Source organism: Streptomyces sp. RK62 (genome assembly GCF_018070255.1).
In the GTDB taxonomy this organism is placed as follows: Bacteria; Actinomycetota; Actinomycetes; order Streptomycetales; family Streptomycetaceae; genus Streptomyces; species Streptomyces nigra.
In genome coordinates, this window is sequence record NZ_JAGPYD010000001.1 from 229,984 (window position 1) to 248,952 (window position 18,969).

The window sequence follows — 18,969 nt, forward strand, 5'->3', positions numbered from 1 at the left end:
AAACTTTCTAAGCGCTTGCTCTTGTGCCGACCGGCGCACCTTCTTAGCATCACTGGTGTTACAGCGGTTGTGTCACACACAAGTGAGGGCAGGATGGGGACGACAGCAGGACAGGGCCCGCTCACCGGCGTGCGTGTGGTCGAGCTGGCCGGGATCGGGCCTGGCCCGTTCGCCGCCATGCTCCTCGCCGACCTGGGCGCGGACGTCGTCCGCGTGGACCGCCCCGGCGGCCCCGGCCTGGGGATCGACCCCGCCTACGACATCACCAACCGCAACAAGCGCTCGGTGATCGTCGACCTCAAAGCCCCGGACGGCGCCGCCCGCGTCCTCGACCTCGTCGAACGCGCCGACCTGCTCATCGAGAGCTACCGCCCCGGCGTGGCCGAGCGCCTCGGCGTCGGTCCCGGGGACTGCCACGCCCGCAACCCCCGGCTGGTGTACGGCCGGATGACCGGCTGGGGCCAGGACGGCCCGCTCGCCGACCGCGCCGGCCACGACATCGGCTACATCGCCCTCACCGGCACCCTCGGCATGATCGGCGCCCCCGGCGAACCGCCCGTCGTCCCCGCCAACCTCCTCGGCGACTACGCGGGCGGCTCCCTGTACCTCGTCGTCGGTCTCCTCGCCGCCCTGCACCACGCGCGCGCGACCGGCGAGGGACAGGTCGTCGACGCCGCCATCGTCGACGGCACCGCCCACCTCTCCGCGATGATCCACGGCATGCTGGCCGCCGGCGGCTGGCAGGACCGGCGCGGCGCCAACCTCCTCGACGGCGGCTGCCCCTACTACGGCACCTACGAGACCGCCGACGGCCGGTACATCGCCGTCGGGGCCCTGGAGCCGCAGTTCTACGAGGAGTTCGTCACCCTGCTCGGCCTGCCGGAGCACATCGACGCCCGTATGGACGTCCGCCGCTGGGGCGAGCTGCGCGAGGCGGTCGCCGCCCGGTTCCGGACCCGTACCCGCGACGAGTGGACGGCCGTCTTCGAGGGCACCGACGCCTGTGTGGCCCCCGTCCTCACCCTGGGTGAGGCCCCGCACCATCCGCACCTCGCCGCCCGCGGCACCTTCACCGACCACGACGGCATCACCCAGCCGGCCCCGGCACCCCGCTTCTCGGCCACCCCCACCGCCGTACGCACCGGACCGGCGCGGCCGGGCGCCGACGCGGCGGACGTGGCCCGCGACTGGGACCTGCCCGCCCCGGCCCCGCACCCCGAACCCACGAAAGGCCTCGCATGAAGCGGCAGATCTTCGCCCCCGAGCACGACGCGTTCCGGGAGACCGTGCGCGCCTTCCTCGCCAGGGAGGTGCTGCCGCACTACGCGCAGTGGGAGAAGGACGGCGTCGTCTCCCGTGACGCCTGGCGCGCGGCCGGCAAGCAGGGCCTGCTCGGCTTCGCCGTCCCCGAGGAGTACGGAGGCGGCGGCACCGACGACTTCCGCTACAGCGCCGTCCTCGCCGAGGAGTTCACCCGCGCCGGCACCCCGGGACTCGCCCTCGGGCTGCACAACGACATCATCGGCCCCTATCTGACCGGCCTCGCCACCGACGAGCAGAAGCGCCGCTGGCTGCCCGGCTTCTGCGACGGCACGCTGATCACGGCCATCGCCATGACCGAGCCGGGGGCCGGCTCCGACCTGCAGGGCATCCGCACCCACGCCGAGGACCACGGCGACCACTGGCTGCTCAACGGCTCCAAGACGTTCATCTCCAACGGCATCCTCGCCGACCTGGTGATCGTCGTCGCGAAGACCACCCCCGAGGGCGGCGCCCGCGGGCTGTCGCTGCTCGTGGTCGAGCGCGGCATGGAGGGCTTCGAACGCGGCCGCAACCTCGACAAGATCGGCCAGAAGGCCCAGGACACCGCCGAGCTGTTCTTCCACGACGTCCGCGTCCCCAAGGAGAACCTGCTCGGCGAGCTCGACGGCGCGTTCGTGCACCTGATGACGAACCTCGCGCAGGAGCGCCTCAGCATCGCCGTCTCCGCGATCGCCGCCGCCGAGCACCTGCTGGAGATCACCACCGCGTACGTCAAGGAGCGCGAGGCGTTCGGCCGCCCCCTGGCGACCAAGCAGCACATCCGCTTCGAGGTGGCCGAGATGGCCACCGAGTGCGCGGTCACCCGCACCTTCCTGGACCGCTGCATAGCGGACCACGACCGCGGCGAGCTCGACGCCGTGCACGCCTCGATGGCCAAGTGGTGGGCGACCGAGCTCCAGAAGCGCGTCGCCGACCGCTGTCTGCAACTGCACGGCGGGTACGGCTACATGAACGAACACCCGGTGGCACGGGCCTTCACGGACGGCCGCATCCAGACCATCTACGGCGGGACGACCGAGATCATGAAGGAGATCATCGGCCGTTCCCTGCTGGGCTGACCCTCACCCCGAAAGGCTTGACTGTGAGCACCGAAGCGTATCTGTACGACGCGATCCGCACCCCGCGCGGCCGTGGCAAGGCGAACGGCGCCCTGCACGGCACCAAGCCCGTCGATCTGGTCGTCGGGCTGATCCACGAGATCCGCGACCGCTTCCCGGACCTCGACCCGGGGGCCATCGACGACATCGTGCTCGGCGTCGTCGGCCCCGTCGGCGACCAGGGCTCCGACATCGCCCGGATCGCCGCCATCGCGGCCGGACTGCCCGACACGGTGGCCGGCGTCCAGGAGAACCGCTTCTGCGCCTCCGGCCTGGAAGCCGTCAACCTGGCCGCGATGAAGGTCCGTTCCGGCTGGGAGGACCTGGTCCTCGCGGGCGGCGTGGAGTCCATGTCCCGGGTGCCGATGGCCTCGGACGGCGGCGCCTGGTTCAACGACCCGATGACCAACCTGGACACCAACTTCGTGCCCCAGGGCATCGGCGCCGACCTCATCGCCACCATCGAGGGCTTCACCCGCCGCGACGTCGACGAGTACGCGGCCCTGTCCCAGGAGCGGGCGGCGACGGCCTGGAAGGAGGGCCGCTTCGACCGGTCCGTCGTCCCGGTCAAGGACCGCAACGGCCTCGTCGTCCTCGACCACGACGAGCACATGCGCCCCGGCACCACCGCCGACTCCCTCGGCAAGCTCAAGCCGTCCTTCGCGGACATCGGCGACCTCGGCGGCTTCGACGCCGTCGCCCTGCAGAAGTACCACTGGGTGGAGAAGATCGACCACGTCCACCACGCGGGCAACTCCTCCGGCATCGTGGACGGCGCCTCGCTCGTCGCCGTCGGCAGCAAGGAGGTCGGCGAGCGCCACGGCCTCACGCCCCGCGCGCGGATCGTCTCCGCCGCCGTCTCCGGCTCCGAGCCCACCATCATGCTCACCGGCCCGGCGCCCGCCACCCGCAAGGCGCTCGCCAAGGCCGGCCTGACCATCGACGACATCGACCTCGTCGAGATCAACGAGGCGTTCGCGGCGGTCGTCCTGCGCTTCGTCAAGGACATGGGCCTGTCGCTGGACAAGGTCAACGTCAACGGCGGCGCCATCGCCCTCGGCCACCCGCTCGGCGCCACCGGCGCCATGATCCTCGGCACGCTCGTCGACGAACTCGAGCGCCAGGACAAGCGGTACGGCCTCGCCACGCTCTGCGTCGGCGGCGGCATGGGCATCGCCACCATCGTCGAGCGCATCTGACCCCCTCCCGACGGATACGACGGATCACACGGAGCACTCCTCACATGAGCACTGAATCCACCACCATCCGCTGGGAGCAGGACGACACCGGCGTCGTCACCCTCGTCCTGGACGACCCCAGCCAGTCCGCCAACACCATGAACCAGGCGTTCCGCGACTCGCTCGCCGCAGTCACGGACCGGCTGGAGGCGGAGAAGGACACCATCCGCGGTGTCATCGTCACCTCCGCCAAGAAGACCTTCTTCGCGGGCGGCGACCTGCGCGACCTCATCCGGGTCACCCCGGAGACCGCGCAGGACCTGTTCGAGGGCGGCATGGCGATCAAGCGCCAACTGCGCCGTATCGAGACCCTCGGCAAGCCGGTCGTCGCCGCCCTCAACGGCGCGGCCCTCGGCGGCGGTTACGAGATCGCCCTCGCCTGCCACCACCGCATCGCGCTCGACGCGCCCGGCTCCAAGATCGGCTGCCCCGAGGTCACCCTCGGCCTGCTGCCCGGCGGAGGCGGCGTCGTCCGCACCGTCCGCCTGCTCGGCATCGCCGACGCCCTGCTGAAGGTCCTCCTCCAGGGCACCCAGTACACCCCGCAGCGCGCCCTGGAGAACGGCCTCGTCGACGACGTCGCCGGCACCCGCGAGGAACTGCTCGCCAAGGCCCGCGCCTACATCGACGCCCACCCCGAGTCCCAGCAGCCCTGGGACCGGCCCGGCTACCGCATCCCCGGCGGCACCCCGTCGAACCCCAAGTTCGCGGCGAACCTCCCCGCCTTCCCGGCCAACCTGCGCAAGCAGACCGGCGGCGCCCCCTACCCGGCGCCCCGCAACATCCTCGCGGCCGCCGTCGAGGGCGCCCAGGTCGACTTCGAGACCGCGCAGGTCATCGAGGCGCGCTACTTCGTGGAGCTGGCGGCCGGCCAGACCTCCAAGAACATGATCCAGGCGTTCTTCTTCGACCTCCAGGCCGTCAACTCCGGCGCCAACCGGCCGAAGGGCGTCGAGCCCCGCAAGGTCCGCAAGGTCGCCGTCCTCGGCGCCGGGATGATGGGCGCGGGCATCGCGTACTCCTGCGCCCGCGCCGGCATCGAGGTCGTCCTGAAGGACGTGACGCTGGAAGCCGCCGTCAAGGGCAAGGGCTACTCGGAGACGCTGTGCACGAAGGCGGTCTCCCGGGGCCGTACGACGCGGGAGAAGGCCGACGCGCTGCTGGCCCGCATCACCCCGACGGCCGACCCGCAGGACGTGGCCGGCTGCGACGCGGTCATCGAGGCCGTGTTCGAGAACCCCGAGCTCAAGCACAAGGTGTTCCAGGAGATCCAGCACATCGTCGAGCCGGACGCGCTGCTGTGCTCCAACACCTCGACGCTGCCGATCACCGTCCTCGCCGAGGGCGTGGAGCGCCAGGCCGACTTCATCGGGCTGCACTTCTTCTCGCCCGTCGACAAGATGCCGCTCGTCGAGATCATCAAGGGCGAGAAGACGGGGGAGGAGGCGCTCGCGCGCGCGTTCGACCTGGTCCGGCAGATCAACAAGACGCCGATCGTCGTCAACGACTCGCGCGGCTTCTTCACCTCCCGTGTCATCGGCCAGTTCATCAACGAGGGCGTCGCCATGGTCGGCGAGGGCGTCGAGCCCGCGTCGGTCGAGCAGGCGGCGGCGCAGGCCGGCTACCCCGCCAAGGTCCTGTCCCTGATGGACGAGCTGACCCTGACCCTCCCGCGCAAGATCCGCAACGAGTCCCAGCGGGCCGTGGAGGAGGCGGGCGGCACCTGGACGCCGCACCCCGCCGAGGCCGTCATCGACCGTATGGTCGACGAGTTCGACCGGCCGGGCCGCAGCGGCGGCAAGGGCTTCTACGACTACGACGAGAGCGGCAAGCGGGCCGGTCTGTGGCCGGGGCTGCGCGAGCACTTCACCCGCGAGGGCGCGGAGATCCCGTTCCGGGACATGCAGGAGCGCATGCTGTTCGCCGAGGCGCTGGACACCGTGCGGCTGCTGGAGGAGGGCGTCCTGACGTCCGTCGCCGACGCCAACATCGGCTCCATCCTGGGCATCGGCTTCCCCGGCTGGACGGGCGGCGTGCTCCAGTACATCAACGGCTACGAGGGCGGGGTGGCCGGCTTCACGGCCCGCGCCCGCGAGCTGGCGGAGGCGTACGGCGAGCGGTTCACGCCGCCGGCGCTGCTGGTGGAGAAGGCGGAGAAGGGGGAGACGTTCACCGACGGAGGGTGACGTCCCACTTTCGGATACGGGGTCCCCGGGCGCTGCGCCCGGGGACCCCGGCCGTCAGGGAGCGCCGTCCGCCGGGGCCTCGCCGTCCGTCCGGGTGCCGCCGCCCAGCCACTCCCGCAGGTCCTCGCGCAGCGACCGCTGGAAGGCCGTCAGCATGGCCTGCACCACCAGCGGCTGCATCGACGCGGACAGCGACTTCACGTCCTGCGCGGCCCGCTGCTCGACCTCCTGCCGGAAGAGCCGCGACAGCTCCCGCGCCGCCTCGCGCGCGTGCTCGATGAGGACCTTGCGCGAGGCGAGGATCGCCTCCGAGGACAGCGGCACGTCCAGCAACTGCACCCCGAGCCGCAGCAGCCCCGGGTCCACGCGGTAGGTGTCGCCGTCGCCGTCCAGGACGACCCCCATCGCGGTCAGCCGCTCCAGCTCCGCGTCGCCGAGCGCGCGCCCGGCCCGCCGCTCCAGCTCGGCCCGCGCGACCGTCTCCACGCTCTCCGGCGCCCAGGACGCCACGACGGCCCGGTGCACCGCGAGATCGTGCGCGTCCAGATCCGGCGGGAGCTGCTGGAGGTACCGCTCGATGGCCGCCAGCGTCATGCCCTGGTGCTGCAGCTCCTCGATCAGCGCCAGCCGGGCCAGATGCTCGCGCCCGTAGCGCCCGACCCGGCGGGGGCCGAGCACCGGGGGCGGCAGCAGGCCCTTGGTGCCGTAGAACCGCACCGTGCGGACCGTCGTCCCCGCGCGCGCGGCCAGCTCGTCGATCGTGAGGGTCGAATCCCCGGTGCCGGTCGTCATGTGCAGCAGTATCGCTGTCTCACCAATGCTGTGACACCTCTCGCGCTGTAACACCTCTCGTGTCGTGACACCTCCCGTGACCCACCGGAGGGTCCCGGCCGGGGAGACGTCACGCTCTGTGACACACGCCACCGTGTGATCGGTTCGCGCGTGGGAAGGCGCCCCGTCGGTCCGCGCCCGCCCCCGGTGCACGGGCCGCTCGTACGTCCGGAACCCGAGTGAGGTCTGCTCGGGCGCACCAGAGAGTGGATCCTCCCGTGAGCAAGGACGCCGTGGACACGGCAGTGGCCGCGACCCCCGAACCCGCGGCCCAGACGCCCGCGGACGCGGGCGACGCCGGTTACAGCAAGGACCTCAAGGCCCGCCACGTCAACATGATCGCCATCGGCGGGGCCATCGGCACCGGCCTCTTCCTCGGCGCGGGCGGACGCCTGCAGAGCGCGGGACCCGCACTCGCCCTGGCCTACCTCGTCTGCGGCGTCTTCGCCTTCTTCGTGGTGCGCGCGCTCGGCGAGCTCGTCCTGTACCGGCCCTCGTCGGGCTCCTTCGTGTCGTACGCGCGCGAGTTCCTCGGCGAGAAGGGCGCCTATGTCGCCGGCTGGATGTACTTCCTGAACTGGTCGACGACCGGGATCGCCGACATCACCGCGATCGCGCTCTACACCCACTACTGGAGCCTGTTCACCGACATCCCGCAGTGGCTGCTGGCCCTGGCCGCCCTGGCGGTCGTCCTGGCCGTGAACCTGATCTCGGTGAAGATCTTCGGCGAGATGGAGTTCTGGTTCGCGATCGTCAAGGTCGCCACCCTCGTCGCCTTCATGCTGGTCGGCGTCTTCCTGCTCGCCACCCGGCACGAGGTCGGCGGCACCACGCCCGGTCTCAGCGTGATCACCGACAACGGCGGCATCCTCCCGCACGGCGCGATGCCCGTCGTCCTGGTCATGCAGGGCGTGATCTTCGCGTACGCCGCCCTGGAACTCGTCGGCGTCGCAGCGGGCGAGACCGCCGAACCGGAGAAGGTCGTCCCGCGCGCGGTGAACTCGATCATGTGGCGGGTCGGCCTCTTCTACTGCGGCTCCGTCGTCCTGCTCGCCCTGCTGCTGCCCGGCTCGGTGTACTCGGCCGACGAGAGCCCCTTCGTCACCGTCCTGTCGAAGATCGGCGTCCCGGCGGCCGGCGACGTGATGAACCTCGTCGTCCTGACGGCGGCGATGTCCTCGCTGAACTCCGGCCTCTACTCCACGGGCCGCATCCTGCGCTCCATGGCGACGGCGGGCTCCGCCCCGAAGTTCACCGCCCGGATGAACCGCAGCCAGGTCCCCTACGGCGGCATCCTGCTCACCTGCGCCGTCTGCGTGCTCGGCGTCGGCCTGAACTACCTCGTGCCGAGCAAGGCCTTCGAGATCGTCCTGAACGTGGCGTCCCTGGGCATCATCTCCACCTGGGTGATCATCATGATCTGCCACCTGGTCTTCGTCCGCCGGGCCCGGGCCGGCCTGCTGCGCCGCCCGTCCTTCCGCCTCCCCGGCAGCCCGGTCACGGAGATCGCCACGATCGCCTTCCTGCTGGTCTGCCTGGGCATGATGGCCAACGACCCCGAGGTCGGCCGCAAGACCCTGCTCCTCATCCCCGTCATCGCCGCGCTACTCGTCGCGGGCTGGTTCGCGGTCCGCCGCCGGGTGGCCACCTCCTAGCGGACGGCGTTGTCGGTGGGGGCCGCTACGGTGGCGTCATGTCGGAGATCACGTATGTCCCGGGTGACGCCACCGCCGGCCGCGCCATCGACGTCCTGGTGCTGGGCGGGGCCGGGGTCGACACCATCGTGCGGGTGCCGGAGCTGCCGCTCCCGTACGCCGACAGCTACATGATCGACAGCGGTATCCGGACCCGGGCCGGGCAGACCGGGGACTTCGTGGCCGTCGCCCTGACCGCCCTCGGCCTACGCACCCACCACCTCGACTTCCTCGGCGACGACCCCGAGGGCGACCTCGTCCGCGCCCTGCACCGCGAGCACGGCATCCCCCTCACCGCCGTACCGCAGCCCGCCGGCACCAAGCGCGCCGTCAACCTCGTCGGGCCCGACGGCCGGCGGCTCTCCCTGTACGACACCAGCAGGGCGCACCCCGACGACCGGTTCCCCGAGGACACGCTGCGCGCCCTCGCCGGCGCGAGCCGTCACGCGCACGTCTCCCTCACCCAACCCTGCGCGCACGCCCTCCCCGTGCTGCGCGATACGGGCGTCACGCTCTCCACCGACCTGCACGACTGGGACGGGGAGAACTCGTACCACGAGCCGTTCGCGTACGCCGCCGACGTGGTGTTCCTCTCCGCCGCCGCACTCGGCGACCCGGAGCGCGCCATGCGCCGGATCGCCGAGCGGGGGAGGGCCGAGGTGGTCGTCGCCACGGCGGGAGCCCAGGGCGCCTTCGTCCTCGCGGACGACGAGCTGACGCGGCTGCCCGCCGTGACGCCGCCCGCGCCGGTGGTCGACTCCAACGGCGCGGGCGACGCCTTCGCCGCCGCGTTCCTGCACGCCTGGCTGAACCGCGAGACACCGCTGCGCAGCGCCCTGTTCGGCACGATCGCCGGCGCCCACGCCTGCACGGTGCCGGCCACGGAGACGACGGCGATAGGCCTGGACGATCTGCGCGTCCGCGCCGCAGACCTCTAGAAGGTCAGTGCGCGTGCACCCCGTTCGTCGCGGCGATCTTCTTCCACGACCTCGGCCGCTCCGGGGCCTGCGGTCCGGCGACGGAGGCGGCCCGCGCCACCGACGCGGACGGCTTCGACGGCTGGAACAGCCAGGTGTCGAACAGCGCCGCGAGCGGCTGCCCGGACACCTCCTCCGCGTACCGGCGGAAGTCGGCCACCGACGCGTTGCCGTAGGCGTGCTTCGCGGTCCAGCCCTTCACGATCGTGAAGAACGCGTCGTCCCCGATCGTGTCGCGCAGCGCCTGCAGGGCCAGCGCGCCCCGGTCGTAGACCGCCCCGTGGAACTGGTTCTCCGGACCCGGGTCACCGGGCTTCACCGTCCAGAACGGGTCGTCGGCCGGCCGGGAGGCGTACGTGTAGGCGGCGATCTCGCTCGCCGTCCCCTCGCCCTCGTGCTCCGACCACAGCCACTGCGCGTACCGCGCGAAGCCCTCGTTGATCCAGATGTCCTTCCAGCCCTTCACGGACACCGAGTCGCCGTACCACTGGTGGGCCAGCTCGTGCACGACGACGCTGGTGTTCGACCCGTTCGCGAACTGCCGCGGGCTGTAGAACGGCCGGGTCTGCGTCTCCAGCGCATAGCCCGTGTCGGTGTTCGGCACATAGCCGCCGAGCGCGTCGAAGGGATACGGCCCGAAGAACTCGCTCAGCCAGTCCGCGATCTCACCGGTCCGCTCGACGCTGGCCCGCGCGGCGCCGTAGTGCGGCCCAAGGTCCTTGCTGTACGCGTTGACCACCGGGATGCCGCTGTCGCTCGTCCCCGTCGTCACGTCGAACCGGCCGACGGCGAGCGTGGCGAGATAGGTCGCCTGCGGCTTACTGGACCGCCAGTTGTAGCGGGTCCAGCCCAGGCGTGAACTCGTCGCCTGCAGCGTGCCGTTGGAGATGGCCTGGGTGCCGTCCGGGACCTGCACCGAGACGTCGTAGGTCGCCTTGTCCAGCGGATGGTCGTTGCTGGGGAACCACCACCAGGCCGCCTCGGGCTCGTTCGCGGCGACCCCGCCGTCCGGGGTGCGGTGCCAGCTGGTGAAGCCGTAGGCCTTCTTCGAGGACGGCACACCCTTGTAGCGCACGACGATCGTGAGGTCCGTGCCCTTGTCCATCGGCTTCTTCGGGGTGATCTCCAGCTCGTGCTCCCCGGACGTGGCGAACGCCGCCTTCGCGCCGTTGACGCGGACCTCCCCGACGTCCAGCAGGAAGTCCAGGTTCAGCCGGGACAGGTCCCGCGTGGTGCGCGCGAGCAGCGTCGCGGTGCCCTCCAGCTCGTCCGTGGCCGGCCGGTACGTCAGCCGGAGGTCGTAGTGGGAGACGTCGTATCCGCCGTTGCCGTAGGCCGGGTAGTAGGGGTCGCCGATGCCCGGGGCGCCAGGGGCGTGACCCGCCGCCGAGGCCGGGATCACCAGCATCAGGGAGGCGGCCGCGAGGGCGCCCGGCGCCATGAATCTGCGGTGCACGAAAGCTCCAAGTCGTAGGGGACCGAAGTCTGTCGGGAGCCTATTCACCCCCTGTGTCCCCGGTGTGTCCATGGCCACCGCCGTCACACGATCGCCATCCGGCCGACACGTGCCGCGCCGCCCCGGGGGCGGTTATCGGCCACCCGAGGCCACTCGAGGCCCGCCGGTCCTCACGTGCCGTCAGTCGCCCTCTTCTGCACGGGAGTTGACCGATGTACCGTCCGCGCATGCCGAACCGTACGCGCTCGACGATCTGGAGACCGCTCACGACGGCGGCCACCGCCGCCCTCCTGGCCACGTTCCTCGCGCCCACGACGGCCCACCCGGCCCCGCGCGAGAGCCGACCCGTCCACTCCTACGAGAACGCCGTCCGCGAGGCCGTCTGGGTGGACACCGGACTCGACGCCGACCGCGACGGCCGCCCCGACCGGGTCGCCGTCGACATCGTCCGGCCCCGCGAGGCCGCCGCCCAGGGCCGCAAGGTGCCCGTCATCATGGACGCCAGCCCGTACTACTCGTGCTGCGGACGCGGCAACGAGAGCCAGAAGAAGACGTACGACGCGAACGGCGACGTCGTACGGATGCCGCTGTTCTACGACAACTACTTCGTGCCGCGCGGCTACGCCGTCGTCGGCGTCGACCTCGCCGGCACCAACCGCTCCGACGGCTGCGTGGACGTCGGCGGCCGCTCCGACATCCTCTCCGCGAAGGCCGTCGTCGACTGGCTGAACGGCCGCGCCACGGCGTACACGACCCGCACCGGCACCACCCGCGCCAAGGCGACCTGGACGAACGGCCGCACCGGCATGATCGGCAAGAGCTGGGACGGCACCATCGCCAACGGCGTCGCCGCCACCGGTGTGAAGGGCCTGAAGACGATCGTCCCGATCAGCGCGATCTCCTCCTGGTACGACTACTACTTCCAGCAGGGCGCCCCGCTCTACGACTCCGGCCCCGACTGGCTCTCCGACTACGTGAACAGCCCCGACGCCCGCGCCACGTGCGCCGCCGTCCAGCAGAAGCTCGTCGACGGGGCCCCGCGCACCGGCGACTGGACGCCCCTGTGGACCGAGCGCGACTACGTCAAGGACGCGCGCAAGGTGCGGGCGAGCGTCTTCCTCGTCCACGGCGCACAGGACCTCAACGTCCGGATGAAGCACGTCGGCCAATGGTGGGACGCCCTCGCGAGGAACGGCGTCGAGCGCAAGATCTGGCTCGCTCAGACCGGCCACGTCGACCCGTTCGACTTCCGCCGCGCCGAGTGGGTGAAGACCCTGCACCGCTGGTTCGACCACGAACTCCTCGGCTACGACAACGGCATCGACCGTGAGCCGATGGCCGACATCGAGCGTGCCCCCGACCAGTGGGTCACCTCCCCGGTCTGGCCGCCCCGCGGCACCGCCGCCACCACCCTGCGCCCCGCGCACGGCGAGCAACCCGGCGTCGGCACCCTGGGCCTGCGCAAGGGCCGCGGCACCGAGACGTTCACCGACGACCCGCGGAGCGGCGAGACCGACTGGGCCGCCCGGATCGACAGCGCCACCGCCGACAAGGCCGGCTTCGTGACCGGTCCGTTCACCCGCGACCTGCGGCTGTCCGGCTCCTCGAAGGTCACCGTCACCGCGACCCCGAGCACCGCCACGGCCCATCTCTCGGCCGTCCTGGTCGACCTCGGCCCCGCCACGATCCGCGACTACGCCGCGAGCGGCGAGGGCGTCACCACGCTCACCGACCGCGACTGCTGGGGCGCGAGCACCACCGGCGACAGCGCCTGCTTCCTGCGGACGGCCGCCGACACCACCGATGTCGAGCACACGGTCGTCAGCCGCGGCTGGGCCGATCTCGGCACCCACGCCTCCGCCCACCAGGGCGGGCCGCTCACCCCGGGCAAGGCGTACACGATCACCCTCGACCTGGCGGCCACCGACCACGTCGTCCCGGCCGGCCACCGGCTCGCCCTGATCGTCGCCGGCACCGACAAGGACCTCATCGACCCGCCGTCGACCAGGCCCACCCTCACCCTCGACCTGTCCCGCACCAAGGCCCGGGTGCCGTTCGTCGGGGGCGCCGCCGCGTTCGCCCGCGCCACCGCAGGCTCGCCCAGCGCCTCGCCCACCGGGCACCTCGACGGGGTGTCGGGTCCGTCCCAGCGCGCCGGGCGGATTCCGGAGGGAGGCCGATGAGCCGCGCCGGAGCACTCGTCCTGACCGGGGCCGCCCTCGCCGCCTGCCTGGTGGCCGGCCCCGCCCACGCCACGCCCGCGCCGCCCCGCACCGGCTTCGAGCAGTCGGACGGGGCCCGCTGGACCACCCAGCCCGAGGAACAGTCGCTGCTGGCCACCGTCGACCGGGCGAGCGACCGGGTCTCCGTCGCCCGGATCGGCACCACCGGCCAGGGCCGCCCCCTCCAGCTCGTCCGCATCGGGGAACGCGGGGCCGCGCACAAGGTGATGCTGGTGTGCAGCCAGCACGGTGACGAACCGTCGGGCCGCGAGGCCTGTCTGTCCACCGTCCGCGACCTGGCCTACGCGAACGACCGGGCCACCCGACGGTTCCTGGAGCGCACCACTGTGCTGGTCGTGCCCACCGCCAACCCCGACGGCCGGGCCGCCGACACCCGCGGCAACGGTGACGGCGTCGACGTCAACCGCGACCATCTCGCGCTCGCCACCGCCGAGGGCCGCGCCATGGCCGCCGTCGTCCGCGACGAACGGCCCGACATCGTCTACGACCTGCACGAGTACGGCGCCACCCCGCCGTACTACGACAAGGACCTGTTCGACCTGTGGCCGCGCAACCTCAACACGGACGGCGCCGTCCACGACGCCGCCCGCACCCTGTCGGAGGCGTATGTGCGCCCCGCGGCGGCCCGAGCGGGCCACACCACGGGGACGTACGGTATCTGGACCGACCCGGTGACCGGCGAGCCGGTCCGGCAGGTCGCCGGGGACGGCCAGGAGCGCATCCTGCGGAACATGACCGGCGTCAAGCACGCGGTGGGCCTGCTCATCGAGAGCCGGGTCGACGCCCTCACCGACGCCGAACGGGACGACCCGGCCCTGAACCACCGGCGCCGGGTGGGCTCGCAGCTCGCGGCGCTCGGCGGGCTGTTCCGGTTCGCCGGCGAGGAGCGCGGGCGCGTCGAACGGGCCACCACCTCCGCCCGGCTCGCCGGCTGGGCCGACCGCGGACCGGTGTACGTGGGCGGCGCCGACAACGACCCGCCCGGACCGGCGGAGGTGATCGCGGACCCGCCCTGCGGCTACCGGCTGACCGAGGCCCAGTACGCGCAGGTCAAGGACGAGCTCGCGCTCCACGGAGTACGCACCCGGGGCACCTATGTGCCCCTGCGCCAGCCACTGCGCGCGCTGGTCCCGCTGCTCCTGGACGAGCGTGCGCCGTACCACCTCACGGAGGGTGAGCCCGACACCGGCTGCTGAACGGGGTCCGCGTGGCGGTTTCTGTGGTAGGTCCTGGAAAACACGTGGTGACCGGCGTATCCACCGTTTCCAGGGGAAGGTGCCGCAGATGACTGACGATCTGAAGCAGAGAGGCGGTGACGGTCCGGAAGCGTCCGCGGGCGCTTCCGCCCGCCGTACCGACCGAGTGGTGTTCGGTGTCACCGCGGCCATCACCCTGGCCTTCGTGATCTGGGGAGCGACGGGGACGGACTCGCTGGAGAGCGCGTCCTCGACGCTCCTCGACGGCCTGATCCACAACGGCGGCTGGGCGTTCATGCTGGCCGCCTCCGCGTTCGTGGTGTTCGCGCTCTGGCTCGCCATCAGCCGGTACGGGCGGATCCACCTGGGTGCCGAGGGCGAGGAGCCCGAGTTCAAGACGGTGTCCTGGGTCGCCATGATGTTCAGCGCCGGCATGGGCATCGGCCTGATGTTCTACGGCGTCAGCGAGCCGCTCGCGCACTACACGACACCGCCCCCGGGCACCGACCCCGCCAACTCCGGTGAGCGCATGGAGACGGCGATGGCCACCACCCTCTTCCACTGGACGCTGCATCCGTGGGCGATCTACGCGGTGGTCGGGCTCGCCATCGCCTACAGCACCTTCCGCAAGCGCCGGCGCCAGACGATCAGCGCGGTCTTCACCCCGCTGATCGGGGAACGGCACGCGAACGGCGTCACGGGACGCGTGATCGACATCCTCGCGATCATCGCGACCGTCTTCGGCTCCGCGGCCTCCCTGGGCCTCGGCGCCCTGCAGATCGGCTCCGGCTTCCAGGAGCTGGACTGGATGGACGACGTGAGCACCGGTCTGCTCGTCGCGATCATCGCGGTGCTGACGCTGGCCTTCGTCGCCTCGGCCGTCTCCGGCATCGAGCGGGGCATCCAGTGGCTGTCGAACATCAACATGGTGCTCGCCCTGATCCTCGCGGTGTTCGTGTTCATCGCGGGCCCGACGATCATCGTGCTGGACCTGCTGCCCACCTCGGTCTTCTCCTACCTCGGCGACCTGCCCCAGCTGGCCGGGCGTACCGAGGCCAGCGGCGGCGAGGGTGTCGCCGCGTGGCTCGGCAGCTGGACGGTCTTCTACTGGGCGTGGTGGATCTCCTGGACGCCGTTCGTCGGCATGTTCATCGCCCGCATCAGCCGCGGGCGCACCATCCGCCAGTTCGTCGGCGGTGTCATCCTCGTGCCCAGCACGGTCAGCCTCGTCTGGTTCGCGATCTTCGGCGGTTCCGCGATGAAGGTGAAGGAGGGCGGCGGTCTCGCCGGGAAGGACACCCCCGAGGGCCAGCTCTTCGGCCTCCTCCAGGAGTTCCCGATCGCCACCGTCACCAGCCTGCTGGTGATGATCCTGGTCGGCATCTTCTTCGTGTCCGGAGCCGACGCGGCGTCCATCGTGATGGGGACGCTCTCCCAGAAGGGCGCCCTGGAGCCGGGCCGCTTCGTCGTCGTCTTCTGGGGTGTGGTCACCGGTGCCGTGGCGGCCATCATGCTGCTCGTCGGCAGCGGCCAGGGCGACGCCCTGACCGGGCTTCAGAACCTCACGATCCTGGCGGCGGCACCCTTCGTCCTGGTGATGATCGGGATGTGTGTGGCCCTCATGCGCGATCTGCGGCGGGACCCGGTCATCGTGCGCGGCGAGATCGGCTCCGAGGCCATCGACCTCGCGGTGATCGAGGGACACAAGCGGTACGACGGGGAGTTCGAGATCAAGGTCGGCCCGGGCCCCGGTACCGAGACCAGCGGAGACCCCCTGGGCCACGACCACAGCTGAGGGGCGCGTCGACGTGGGGGAGGCGGTCCGTCCGCCTCCCGCGCGCCCCCAAGGACCCCTTCGTGCCCTCGAACAACCCCTCGCGCCCGCGCGTGCGTTCGGCCCCCCGAACCGGACAGAGCGGAATATGTCATGCCGCGCTCATACCGGTCCCGCTCTGGGGATACTCACACCATGTCTGCCGCGTACGCGACCTTCGGCCTGGCACCGGCGATGCGTGCCGGTGGCGTCCTCGCCAACGGGGTCTTCCAGGTGCACCGGGACTTCGTCGACTTCATCGTCGACGGTCGCCCGCTGCTGTTCCAGCTCTCCGACCTCGACGCAGTCTCCCCGCTCGCCTCCGACGTCCCGCCCGCCATCTTCACCGCCCAGGTCCGCAGCCTGCTGCTGGAGGCCGACGCCCCGCTGCCCGGCGGACGGTACGTCATCTACGGCTGCCCCGACTGTGCCGACCTCGCCTGCGGAGCCGTCACCGCGGCCATCGCCCGGGACGGTGACGACTACATCTGGCAGGACTTCGCCTGGCAGACCGACGAACACGCCGACCTGGAGCTCAACGGCTACCACGGCATAGGCCCGTTCCGCTTCCAGGGCGACGAGTACCGCGCCGCCCTCGGCTCCCTGCTGCGCGAGGCCGCCGAGGCACCGCGCCGCCGGGTGCTCCTCGTCGGCGCCCGGGTCGCCCTGCTCGCCCGGCTCGCCGCCGCCCTGCGCACCATCGGCGTAGGCGCCGACATCACCGACGACGTCGACGGCGTACCCGCCGACGAACTGCGCGCCTACGGCGCCGTGGCCTTCGGGCGCGCGGTCGGCGAGGAGCAGCGCGCCAGGATCCGCCGGGCGTTCACCGACGCCGGGGTCGACGTCACGTACGTCGACGGGCTCGCGCCGATCGTGCCGCTGCTCGTCGCACAGATCGAGCACGCCCTGGACCGCAGTCCGCTCGACCGGCGCCGGCTGACCCGCCTGGTGGCCGCCGACGGGGAGGCCGGGGTCGAGGTCACCTCCCCGTGCCGGGTCCAGCTCACCGCGTACCGCCTCGACCGCCTGTACCGCACCCACACCCACGAGGTCTTCGACGGCGTCCTGGAGCCGGGCCGCCACCGCATCCCGCTGGACGCGAAAGCCGTGAAGGGCGAGGCGTTCGTGGTCGCCCGGACCTCGGGCAGCGTCCTCGTGGAGCCCATGGCCCGCTGACGCCCCGGGCGAACACATTCCCGGCGACCCCCGCCCGGCCGGGCCGTTAGGATCGCTCCCTGTGACCGCCACCCTCGTCGCCAAGAACCTCGCCGCCGGCCACGGCGACCGCACCCTGTTCAGCGGGCTCGACCTCGTCGTGGCCCCCGGCGACGTGATCGGCCTGGTCGGGGCCAACGGCGCCGGCAAGTCCACGCTGCTGCGCCTGCTCGCGGGCCTCGCCACCCCCGAGGAGGGCGAACTGCGCCTGTCCCCGCCGGCCGCGACCGTGGGTCACCTCCCGCAGGAGCCCGAGCGCCGCCCCGGCGAGACCGTCCGGCAGTTCCTGGCCCGCCGTACCGGGGTCGCCGAGGCCCAGCACGTGATGGACGAGGCGACCCAGGCCCTCGTCGACGGGGCGCCCGGCGCCGACGACGCGTACGCGACCGCCCTGGAGCGCTGGCTCGGCCTCGGCGGCGCCGACCTCGACGAGCGGGCGGACGAGGTCGCCGACTCCCTCGGCCTCGCCGTCGACCTCGACCAGCCCATGACGTCCCTGTCCGGCGGCCAGGCGGCCCGAGCCGGACTGGCGTCGCTGCTGCTCTCCCGCTACGACGTCTTCCTGCTCGACGAGCCCACCAACGACCTCGACCTCGACGGCCTGGAGCGGCTGGAACGCTTCGTCACCGGCCTGCGCGCCGGCACGGTCGTCGTCAGCCACGACCGCGAGTTCCTCACCCGCACGGTCACCAAGGTCCTCGAACTCGACCTGGCGCAACGGCAGATCAACCTCTACGGAGGCGGCTACGACGCCTACCTGGAGGAGCGCGAGGTGGCCCGCCGCCATGCCCGTGACGACTTCGAGGAGTACGCCGACAAGAAGGCCGCCCTCCACGACCGCGCCCAGACGCAGCGCTCCTGGATGGACAAGGGCGTGAAGAACGCCCGGCGCAAGGCGGGCAACGACAACGACAAGATCGGCCGCAAGTTCCGCAGCGAGGCCAGCGAGAAGCAGGCCGCGAAGGCCCGGCAGACCCAGCGCATGATCGAGCGCCTGGAGGTCGTCGAGGAACCGCGCAAGGAGTGGGAACTGCGCATGGAGATCGCGTCGGCGCCCCGCTCCGGCGCGGTGGTCGCGACCCTGCGCGAGGCCGAGGTCCGCCGCGCCGGCTTCACCCTGGGCCCGGTCTCCCTCCAGATCGACTGGGCGGACCGGGTGGCGGTCACCGGGGCCAACGGCGCGGGCAAGTCCACCCTGCTGGCCGCCCTGCTCGGCCGGGTCCCGCTGGACGCCGGCCAGGCCCACCTCGGCGCGGGCGTCCTGATCGGCGAGGTCGACCAGGCACGCAAGCTGTTCCACGGCGAGGAGTCCCTGCTGGACGCCTTCCGCGCGGCCGTCCCCGACACCGATCCGGTCGACGTACGCACCCTGCTGGCCAAGTTCGGCCTGAAGTCGGAGCACGTCCTGCGCCCGGCCGTCACCCTCTCACCGGGGGAGCGGACCCGGGCGGCGCTGGCGCTCCTCCAGGGCCGGGGCGTCAACCTCCTGGTCCTGGACGAGCCCACCAACCATCTCGACCTGCCGGCCATCGAGCAGCTGGAGCAGGCCCTGGACGCCTACGAGGGCACCCTGCTGCTGGTCACCCACGACCGCCGCATGCTCGACGCCGTCCATGTCACCCGCCGCCTGGAGGTCGCCGACGGCAAGGTGACGGAACGCTGAACGGCCCGGGGTGGGCGGGGGAGTCCCGCCCACC

The 18,969-nt window shown here is 72.0% G+C and carries 13 protein-coding genes; 11 read left to right on the forward strand and 2 right to left on the reverse strand.

Annotated features, from left to right (window positions below; genetic code table 11):
* Nucleotides 1–93: 93 nt before the first annotated feature.
* The 4 genes from KBY32_RS00920 to KBY32_RS00935 are packed head-to-tail and all read left to right on the forward strand — an operon-like array spanning nucleotide 94 to nucleotide 5,844.
* Nucleotides 94–1,242: a CaiB/BaiF CoA-transferase family protein gene (locus KBY32_RS00920; RefSeq protein WP_210978457.1), complete on the forward strand. Its 1,149-nt coding sequence runs from the start codon at nucleotides 94–96 to the stop codon at nucleotides 1,240–1,242.
* The gene (locus KBY32_RS00925; protein WP_055619181.1) at nucleotides 1,239–2,381 is read left to right on the forward strand and encodes an acyl-CoA dehydrogenase family protein; all 1,143 of its coding nucleotides are present in this window, start codon (nucleotides 1,239–1,241) and stop codon (nucleotides 2,379–2,381) included. The genes KBY32_RS00920 and KBY32_RS00925 overlap by 4 nt, the downstream gene beginning before the upstream one ends.
* Before the next feature lie 23 nt (nucleotides 2,382–2,404).
* On the forward strand, nucleotides 2,405–3,619 hold the full coding sequence (locus KBY32_RS00930; RefSeq protein WP_115505766.1) for an acetyl-CoA C-acetyltransferase: 1,215 nt from the start codon (nucleotides 2,405–2,407) through the stop codon (nucleotides 3,617–3,619).
* Nucleotides 3,620–3,663: 44 nt separating this feature from the next.
* Nucleotides 3,664–5,844, forward strand: a complete 2,181-nt coding sequence (locus tag KBY32_RS00935) for a 3-hydroxyacyl-CoA dehydrogenase NAD-binding domain-containing protein (protein WP_210978458.1) — start codon at nucleotides 3,664–3,666, stop codon at nucleotides 5,842–5,844.
* A gap of 54 nt (nucleotides 5,845–5,898) precedes the next feature.
* Here KBY32_RS00935 and KBY32_RS00940 read toward each other — a convergent pair whose 3' ends face one another.
* Nucleotides 5,899–6,636 (reverse strand): MerR family transcriptional regulator, encoded by a 738-nt coding sequence (locus KBY32_RS00940; RefSeq protein ID WP_210978459.1) that lies wholly within the window; start codon nucleotides 6,634–6,636, stop codon nucleotides 5,899–5,901.
* 257 nt (nucleotides 6,637–6,893) lie between these two features.
* Here KBY32_RS00940 and KBY32_RS00945 point away from each other — a divergent pair, with 257 nt between their 5' ends.
* Together KBY32_RS00945 and KBY32_RS00950 are read left to right on the forward strand one after the other, a co-directional pair.
* Nucleotides 6,894–8,330 (forward strand): amino acid permease, encoded by a 1,437-nt coding sequence (locus KBY32_RS00945; protein ID WP_210978460.1) that lies wholly within the window; start codon nucleotides 6,894–6,896, stop codon nucleotides 8,328–8,330.
* Nucleotides 8,331–8,368: 38 nt separating this feature from the next.
* Nucleotides 8,369–9,307 (forward strand): PfkB family carbohydrate kinase, encoded by a 939-nt coding sequence (locus tag KBY32_RS00950; protein WP_210978461.1) that lies wholly within the window; start codon nucleotides 8,369–8,371, stop codon nucleotides 9,305–9,307.
* A gap of 4 nt (nucleotides 9,308–9,311) precedes the next feature.
* On the opposite strand, the gene KBY32_RS00955 is transcribed toward KBY32_RS00950, so the two are convergent.
* Entirely contained in the window at nucleotides 9,312–10,802 is a 1,491-nt protein-coding gene (locus KBY32_RS00955; protein ID WP_210978462.1) for a M1 family metallopeptidase, read from the reverse strand.
* 227 nt (nucleotides 10,803–11,029) lie between these two features.
* On the opposite strand from KBY32_RS00955, the gene KBY32_RS00960 reads away from it, so the two are divergent.
* The 5 genes from KBY32_RS00960 (at nucleotide 11,030) to KBY32_RS00980 (ending at nucleotide 18,935) form a co-directional block, all read left to right on the forward strand.
* Nucleotides 11,030–12,985 (forward strand): Xaa-Pro dipeptidyl-peptidase, encoded by a 1,956-nt coding sequence (locus tag KBY32_RS00960; protein WP_210978463.1) that lies wholly within the window; start codon nucleotides 11,030–11,032, stop codon nucleotides 12,983–12,985.
* Complete coding sequence (locus KBY32_RS00965; RefSeq protein WP_210978464.1) at nucleotides 12,982–14,241, forward strand: M14 family metallocarboxypeptidase; 1,260 nt, start codon at nucleotides 12,982–12,984, stop codon at nucleotides 14,239–14,241. Before KBY32_RS00960 ends, KBY32_RS00965 begins: the two co-directional genes overlap by 4 nt.
* Nucleotides 14,242–14,329: 88 nt before the next feature.
* Nucleotides 14,330–16,036 carry a BCCT family transporter gene (locus tag KBY32_RS00970; RefSeq protein WP_210978465.1) on the forward strand — a complete coding sequence of 569 codons (1,707 nt, stop codon included), beginning with the start codon at nucleotides 14,330–14,332 and terminating at the stop codon, nucleotides 16,034–16,036.
* A gap of 174 nt (nucleotides 16,037–16,210) precedes the next feature.
* Nucleotides 16,211–17,233 carry a hypothetical protein gene (locus KBY32_RS00975; RefSeq protein WP_055619171.1) on the forward strand — a complete coding sequence of 341 codons (1,023 nt, stop codon included), beginning with the start codon at nucleotides 16,211–16,213 and terminating at the stop codon, nucleotides 17,231–17,233.
* Between the two features lie 61 nt (nucleotides 17,234–17,294).
* Nucleotides 17,295–18,935, forward strand: coding sequence for an ABC-F family ATP-binding cassette domain-containing protein (locus tag KBY32_RS00980; RefSeq protein WP_210978466.1), 1,641 nt, complete (start codon nucleotides 17,295–17,297; stop codon nucleotides 18,933–18,935).
* The last annotated feature ends 34 nt before the right edge of the window (nucleotides 18,936–18,969 follow it).

Excerpts from the sequence above, each read along its gene's own strand:
- KBY32_RS00935 (WP_210978458.1), top strand. The coding sequence starts at position 3,664 with ATGAGCACTGAATCCACCACCATCCGCTGGGAGCAGGACGACACCGGC.
- KBY32_RS00920 (WP_210978457.1), top strand. The coding sequence starts at position 94 with ATGGGGACGACAGCAGGACAGGGCCCGCTCACCGGCGTGCGTGTGGTC.
- KBY32_RS00925 (WP_055619181.1), top strand. The coding sequence starts at position 1,239 with ATGAAGCGGCAGATCTTCGCCCCCGAGCACGACGCGTTCCGGGAGACC.
- KBY32_RS00965 (WP_210978464.1), top strand. The coding sequence starts at position 12,982 with ATGAGCCGCGCCGGAGCACTCGTCCTGACCGGGGCCGCCCTCGCCGCC.
- KBY32_RS00960 (WP_210978463.1), top strand. The coding sequence starts at position 11,030 with ATGCCGAACCGTACGCGCTCGACGATCTGGAGACCGCTCACGACGGCG.
- KBY32_RS00970 (WP_210978465.1), top strand. The coding sequence starts at position 14,330 with ATGACTGACGATCTGAAGCAGAGAGGCGGTGACGGTCCGGAAGCGTCC.
- KBY32_RS00950 (WP_210978461.1), top strand. The coding sequence starts at position 8,369 with ATGTCGGAGATCACGTATGTCCCGGGTGACGCCACCGCCGGCCGCGCC.
- KBY32_RS00940 (WP_210978459.1), bottom strand. The coding sequence starts at position 6,636 with ATGACGACCGGCACCGGGGATTCGACCCTCACGATCGACGAGCTGGCC.
- KBY32_RS00975 (WP_055619171.1), top strand. The coding sequence starts at position 16,211 with ATGTCTGCCGCGTACGCGACCTTCGGCCTGGCACCGGCGATGCGTGCC.